This window comes from Aestuariivita boseongensis (assembly GCF_001262635.1).
In the GTDB taxonomy this organism is placed as follows: domain Bacteria; phylum Pseudomonadota; class Alphaproteobacteria; order Rhodobacterales; family Rhodobacteraceae; genus Aestuariivita; species Aestuariivita boseongensis.
Genome location: NZ_JXYH01000083.1, coordinates 1 through 7285, shown reverse-complemented (window position 1 = coordinate 7285; position 7285 = coordinate 1). Strand labels below are relative to the sequence as shown.

The 7285-nt window shown below is 53.3% G+C and carries 4 protein-coding genes; 3 read left to right on the top strand and 1 reads right to left on the bottom strand.

Annotated features, from left to right (window positions below):
• Window positions 1-204: 204 nt before the first annotated feature.
• From TR61_RS18805 to TR61_RS18795, 3 genes are all read left to right on the top strand, one after another.
• Window positions 205-1875: an adenylate/guanylate cyclase domain-containing protein gene (locus tag TR61_RS18805; RefSeq protein WP_050932073.1), complete on the top strand. Its 1671-nt coding sequence runs from the start codon at window positions 205-207 to the stop codon at window positions 1873-1875.
• Window positions 1876-2787: 912 nt separating this feature from the next.
• A complete protein-coding gene (locus tag TR61_RS18800; protein WP_082182046.1) occupies window positions 2788-4644 on the top strand; it encodes an adenylate/guanylate cyclase domain-containing protein in 1857 nt (618 codons plus the stop codon).
• A gap of 271 nt (window positions 4645-4915) precedes the next feature.
• A complete protein-coding gene (locus TR61_RS18795) occupies window positions 4916-6073 on the top strand; it encodes a S8 family serine peptidase (RefSeq protein WP_050932071.1) in 1158 nt (385 codons plus the stop codon).
• 51 nt (window positions 6074-6124) lie between these two features.
• Here TR61_RS18795 and TR61_RS18790 read toward each other — a convergent pair whose 3' ends face one another.
• Window positions 6125-6748 (bottom strand): hypothetical protein, encoded by a 624-nt coding sequence (locus TR61_RS18790; RefSeq protein WP_172677025.1) that lies wholly within the window; start codon window positions 6746-6748, stop codon window positions 6125-6127.
• Window positions 6749-7285: the final 537 nt, after the last annotated feature.

Genomic DNA, 7285 nt, shown 5'->3' with positions numbered 1-7285 from the left:
GGCAGCGGTCGTCCGCCATTTCAAACCGGACTGCGATCACCTCTGGCGGAAGCGGCGGCTCTGAACCCAGAGCTGCCGGTTTGAAACGGTTTAAACCGAGAGAAACCTAGCTTGCTTCGTCAAAACTCAGTAGTCTTGGAAATCAAGTATTTTGGTAAGTGTTAAATCTTCAAGTCGCTGCGCCATTGGAAAGAGAGAACCAAAATGACGCGCCGTTTCGCGTTTATTCAAGCCGCCGATATTGCCGACTACTCATTAATGATGGCTCAGGATGAAAGCGCCACGATCTCTCTCGTACATGAATTGCGTGATCGATTGCTCGAACCTGTTGTAGAGCGTCATGAGGGCGAGGTCCTTAAGCGGATGGGGGACGGTTGGATCATTGCGTATCCGTCAGTCGCTGCCAGTGTACTTGCTGCTTTAGAAATTCAGAACGGGCTGGCTGAACACCCGAAAACCCGCCTGCGGATTGGCATTCACATGGGTGATATCGTACGCGACGAAGCAGACTTGTACGGAGCAGGCGTAAATATCGCTTGCCGATTACAAACAGAAGCACCTCCCGGAGGCGTTTTGGTCTCGGCAGATATATACAATCAACTGTCAGAAAAGCAGTGTCAGGGATTTTCAGATGCTGGCACATTCAAACTCAAAAACATCCCGCGACCTATCCAGTGTTTTCAGTGGCGGCCGGAAAAAATGTTTGTCGGTAGTCGGTCGGAAGAGGTTCCGGTGATTGGAGTAGAAAAACTGGTTGCCGCACCTGCTACAGAGGAAACGGCTGCTGCTGCGGACGATTTACACGAACAAATCGTTCACGGCTTGTCCCGTCGAACTGGCATCAGAGTACGCGACGTGTCCGTAGGATCGAATGACAAAACAACCTATACACTGCGCGGCAGATTTCGCGCATCTGGAGGGCGCGCCCGCGTCAACCTATCACTCATCCTGCGCGACGATGCTTCAACTGTTTGGGCGGACGTATTTGAAGGAGATGCAACCGATCTCTTTGGCTTTTGCGACGATGTATCCGCGCAAGTCGATGCAAAGCTGCGGCTGTTCGTAAATTCACTAGACAATAACCGTATTGGCGAAATTCCAGACGAGAACCTTAGTGTATCGGAACTGCGCACAAGAGCTGCGGGTCTGTTCTACGAATGCACGATCCCAGACTTGGAGCGCTGCATTTCGGTAATGGACCGCGCACGGCGCTTGAACCCCAAAGACGGGATGAGCCTGAGCATGTGGGCCATCGGCGTCGTGATGCGTTATAAAATTCGCTTCGAGCCTCTCGAAGGCGAAATTCTGACTGAGTTGATTGCCGCGCATGACCGTGCAGTGGAATTGATGCCACAAAGCGATTTTGTGTTTTTTACCAGATGCCTGTTTCGCAGCATCACCGAGCGCGATCCTGAAAAAGTCATGTCGGACGCAAGACGCTGTTATGAACTCAGCCCAAATTATCCGCAGGCTCACATAGGTCTTGGATACGCTTTCATACTTACGGAAGATTTCGACAATGCCGTTAAGGCCATGAGAAAAGGTACAGAGCTAAGGAACGATCCTTACTGGACATACCGTCGCCTGCATATGGCCGTTGCACAGTTCTGCGGCGAGGATTTTGAAGGCACTATCTCAACTTTGAAGGAGATGATTGACCTGAAGCCGAGTGTGCGCGGGTTTAGAAAGTTGCTCATCCTTTCGCTAAAGGCACTCGGCCGTGACACCGAAGCGCAGAAAGAGGAGCAGGCCGCTGCGCTCTTGGATGATGGAGAGAATTTCCATGTTCAGGAGCCAACCGTGCCCGATAGCCACTTATGGCTACGTGAAGCGTTGGCTCCAGGTTCTGGTGGAATATTGGAAAATACAAAATGACTGTTTTTCCGCATGTGAGACATCGATAGGCAGTGCGGCGAACGGCTGGTTTGGGTTTTGGGGTTTTCAGTCGCTTTGAACGTCCGGTTTCGGGAAATCGCTCTGCGATGCAGTTATGAGATGGCTGTCAGCTGGTGACCTGGGAAATAACGGATTCTGCCAGTGCATCGGTCCGGAAAGTCCGCATGTGAGACATCAATCAGCCGTGCGGCGAACGACCGGTTCGGATCTGCTATATCGATGCTTGCTCGAACGACCGCTTTCGGGAGATCGAGCTGCGCCGCAGCGGCGAAAAAGATGACAGGCAGTGATCTGGGCGACTGGCCATGCCGCGGGCGCATCGGTCCGGATCGTCTCGCTAAGCGGTCACGCTCGCGTTCCTTGTCGAACGTCCGCTTTACTCATCAAAGCCAGCACTTGTGTTCCAAACAGTGTTGCTGAAAGTGTGTTCAAGCACAGTGTTTCAGGTTAGTGTGTTGAACACAGTGTTTGGCCAAGACAGCGCAGCCTAACCGCATCGCACAGTTTATCGCACACCTCAATTTCGCCGCGAATACCCTTTTGAAATCAACGCTTTAAAATAAACACAAGTCTTGAAAATCCTCGTGTCGGTGGTTCGATTCCGCCCCCGGGCACCATTAAATTCAATAACTTACGCAATATTCAGCTTGGTGCATGCGAGTGAACGTGTAATTCATGTGTAATCAGGCCGAACTTTTTGGCTTCAACTTGCGGATGCTGTCTTCCTGGGTACCGTTGACCCGCCCTTCCAGCCGCTCCATTGCCGCTTCGATGTGCGACCCGCTCTGGTGCGCGTATCGTCACTGATTACCTATGAGCCACACTCGGTCTACTCGACGAATTGTTCTCGTTTGAGATAGGCTCGGCTTAGCGGAGATCGGAGCCCTCGAAATGGACGACTATGAACGCAGACTAACGACGGTCCTTTCGGCTGACGTTGTAGGCTATTCAAGCTTAATGGGCCGCGATGAAAGCGGTACTCTGACTGCGCTCCAACAACTCCGGTATAATGAGATAAATCCTCGTATCGAACGGCACAACGGGCGCATCGTTAAACTTATGGGAGACGGAAGCCTCGTTGAGTTTGCCAGCGTCGTCGATGCAGTTCGCTTTGCGGTTGACGTACAGCACGCCATTGCTGCGGCCCAAACAGAAATTACTGACGAAACACGCATCCAGTTTCGAATTGGGATCAACGTGGGTGACGTCATTGTTGCAGGGGACGACATCTACGGAGATGGCGTGAATATCGCCGCACGGATAGAGGGACTCGCGGACCCCGGTGGCATTTGCATAACGCGTACTGTCTTTGATCAAGTGAACGACAAGCTCGATCTCACCTTTGCGCCGATGGGCCCGCAAGAGGTCAAGAATATATCCACGCCGGTGGAGGTGTATCGGGTTGAACTGGACGAGCGCTCGCAAGCGCTTGCTTTAGAAGCTCCCCCGCGGATCACGGAACCGCAAGTCGAAGTACCACGCCGCAAGACAAAGCGTTGGCTGCTGGTCGCCGGAATTGTGGCTCTGGCCGTCGCAGTTGCACTGAATTTCTTGCAACCAGAGGCCGCCAAACCGCCGGTTATCGCCGTGCTACCTTTTGAAGACTTCAGTAGCGGAGAACACAAAGGCTTTCTAAGCGATGCAGTAAGTGGCGGGATCATCACGTCCCTGGCGCGCTACCCGCAGATGAAAGTGATTTCAAGGCGATCCAGCTTCAAGTTCCGTGACTCCGATCTCGGCATTTCGGAAATCGCCGACCAACTGGGTGCCGACTTCATTCTCGAAGGGACACAACAGTATGATGGCGAACGGCTACAGATCACAGCGAATCTAATTGATGGCCAGTCGGAAGAGCATATTTGGGCTGATGATGTCGATGTTCCACTCGAGGATTTGCTCAAAACGAACAACGTGATCAGTTTGAATGTCGCAGGGTCCGTTGGAAACAAGGTGATCGAAACCGAGGTGGCGCGCATGACCAAAGACGATGTCAGCGCGCTGATGATTGCGAATGCTGCGCAAAGCCGGATCATGCGAGACTTTAGCCGCGAGAGCCTGTTGAAGAACATTGAGGAACAGGAAAGATCGTTGAAAGACTATCCGGAGTCGGCCTGGGGTTATCTTGGGCAGGCGCTTTCGTTGCGGATTGGCCTGCGTTACGGCTGGATCGAAGGCGACGAAGAGGAAATACGTAAAAGGATGTACGATCTGGCGCGCCGGGGCGTAGAACTCGACCCCAACAACTTCATGGCCTACCAAGCATTGGGACGCGCCTTGACGATGAACAACGATCCTGTCGCCGCGGCAAACGCTTTCCGGCGTGCGATCGAACTCAACCCGTCATCGTCGTTTGCAAGAACCTCGTTGGCACAGACGTTGGGCTTTATCGGAGAGACGGAAGAGGCTTTGGAGGTGATTGCTGAGGCCGAACTCGTCGATCCTTTCTACGGGCACGACATTCATTGGGAGAAAGCCAGAATCCAATGGCAGATGGGCGATTGTGATCAAGCACTTGAGACGTTTCAGGCATCTCCTTCAATGCCGGTAGCTGCCAACACGACGCTTGCCGCTATTTATCATTGCCTTGGCAACGTCGAGAAAGCCAGACAGGCAATGGCTGTCTATGTCGCTGAAAACCCGGGATGGACGGTGTCACGGGAACGGGACGTTAATTCCGGCCTATGGATTGCGCAGGGCGCTCTCGATCGTTGGCTCGAAGCTATGGAATCTTCGGGAATGCCCCTGTAGCGCCGCTGCAGTATATGACGGCTTAGTCCGCAGCGCGGTCATTGGACCTGACTGCAGCGAACGACCGCTCTGAGCCCGAAGCGGACACACGCGAATCGCAACCATCATTCTAAAACTCTTGTTGGAACCAGTTTCTTGAAACCCTAAAGACTGTTTCGAAAAGGCTTCCTTATTGGCCTCATTTCCGCCTTCCTCCTCCTAAATTTCATCTGATTTTTGGCAGAGTTCACGACTACATTATGATGCCATTCTTCTTTGAGGAGGAACGATTATGACGATTTTCAAAACGCTTATCGTTTCAACGTTCGCGCTTTCGCTGCTTTCGTTGACACCGAGCGTTGCGGACGCGTGTAACCCCAAAAGTCCGAAATGCAACCCGACGCCTGATCCAGAGCCGGAACCGGACCCCGATCCACCCGCGCACACACCGGCGGACGATTTTGCCGGTGACGATGAACTTTTTCCAGGGGCTTACACAGCACCAAATTCCTATTTCAGCTGGATGCATGAAGATGTCGGCCTTGCGCATTCCCTAGGGTTCGATGGGACAGGATCGCACATCGTGGTTCTGGATAATTTCGGCGGCACGAGCATCTCGGGTGATCTGGAAGACAACGGGAATGAAAGCCGAACCCATGGCGGGTGGACTACCCTTCAGGCTCGCTTGGTCGCGCCTGGGGCGACGTGGAGCACCGTCGATCAACCATCTGGATTGACCTATGAGACTGGCAGTATCACCGACAGTTATTCCGGAGATGGCCTGCAGGTTGTAAACCTCAGCTTTGGCCTGTTCGATCCAGAGGGAAAAAGCCTTGAGAATTACTCGTTGGGGACCAGCCTTTGGGACTCTGTGGTGACTGAGGCTCATGCCGGCAGAGGTGTGTTCGTCAAAGCGGCAGGTAACCTGAACGGTCAAACGGTGGATGAAGGGACACTGACCATTCGCACGCCTCGCCCGACACGGATGAACGACTACTTGAACCTTCAGCTACGCTACGCGCCGGGCGCGATTTACGTAGGCGCACTGGATGGTAATGGGTCTGCGGAGAACCCAGCCACAATTGCCAGCTATTCGACGATCGCGGGTAGTGATACGGGCATCCAGGATATGTTTGTCGTTGCTGGCGTCGAAGCAGGCATAACGGGTCTTTCCGGCACTTCTTTTGCAGCGCCGATTGTTGCTGGTTATGCGGCGATGGTTGGCAACAAGTACGATGCATATTTGTCGAATCCATCAAACACTACAACTCCTGGTGCGCTCGTCGTAGACCGACTGCTTGAAACAGCACGGACAGACACGATTGCCGATTTTGGTGCAAACGGCGACTGTACCGCCTGGTCGGGCGAGATCTGCACTCGGAGCAGTATCTATGGCATGGGTGAAGCCGACCTCTCTAGAGCGATTGCGCCAGATATCATCCCCAACTAAAGAACCTTTCATCACCTGGAAACCGGCTGGGGTAAAACCCGGCCGCTTTCTTTAAAACCGGAGCTGATAGCGCAGCGACACAGAAAGCTGATCGGCCGGCGCCTTGTTTTCGAGATACTTTAATGTTTCGGATGGTGACAAAACGGAATCTGCCATCCGGCAGTTGACTGTCTGTACGCCGCCCACGGCTCCGTAATCGGCGGAACAGGGTTTCTCACGCAGGTAGCCCCAAAGGACAGCCGTGATCGATAGAGAAAGCCACTCATTCCTGCTAAGCTGATCGACCAAGAGGAACCCGAGCTTCAGACTGGGTTCAATTCGGTACTTGTCACCGCTTTCACCTGTTCCGAAGCCCCAGAGAATGCCGAAGTTCGAATTGATCGGCGAAAGCATCGTGAAACGGATCTCAGGTATGTCGGTGCTGTAGTAACGATCAAAGGAATACCTTGAGCCGTTGGATAACCCACCCATTCCTCTGCTGAGATCCCTGGCAAGCGAGGATAGGCCGCCCTTCTGGATGCTGACGAGTTTAACTTGTTCTAAAAACGCTTGTGCATTGGCGGGCTGGTGCAACAACGGAAGGCCTGCGAGACACGCTAACCAGAGGCCGGGTAGCCACTTGCGAAAGCTTTGGGGCTTTAAACAGCTTGCCATCCATGAGGGTCCGGTCGTCATTACCGCGACCGGGTTACTCAAGAAATCGTACGAAATTCTGTTATTGCTGGGGAAAATCCGAGAAATCGGAAAACAATACCAAGCAAACAGGCGCTCCAGAAAATGTCACAGCCTCCCTACTTATCGTGCATGCATCTGGCAGTTTTGTCCGCGTAGCGGACGTAGAGCCTGATCCCGCGAATGTCTGCTGTCGGCGTAAGCTGCCGTTCGCACTTGTGGCCGCAGCTTAGCAGCTGCCAATGACCGCTTTCAAATGGACCAGACGTTCATCGAAATCCGGGCAATGACCGCAGTGCGGACGAAGCTGTCGTTAGCCGCAGCGCAGAACTGGCGAGCATGTCGGACGCAATCCATGCGGTCTTGATCACACCCTCAAGAAATCGATGCTCCTTACTCCAGCGCGACGGAATGCCCGTCCGCCATCTCATCACTTCCGCTCGTGATCGCGATGAGAACTTGGGTTGGCAAATGGATCTACGTAAGCCATCTCGAAGGCGCGACCTAGTGTGACCGGGAGGTCACGTCCGTCAATGTGGT

Bases quoted from the DNA above. Each gene is read 5' to 3' on its own strand.
- TR61_RS18805 (WP_050932073.1), top strand. From the start codon at position 205: ATGACGCGCCGTTTCGCGTTTATTCAAGCCGCCGATATTGCCGACTAC.
- TR61_RS18800 (WP_082182046.1), top strand. From the start codon at position 2,788: ATGGACGACTATGAACGCAGACTAACGACGGTCCTTTCGGCTGACGTT.
- TR61_RS18795 (WP_050932071.1), top strand. From the start codon at position 4,916: ATGACGATTTTCAAAACGCTTATCGTTTCAACGTTCGCGCTTTCGCTG.
- TR61_RS18790 (WP_172677025.1), bottom strand. From the start codon at position 6,748: ATGACGACCGGACCCTCATGGATGGCAAGCTGTTTAAAGCCCCAAAGC.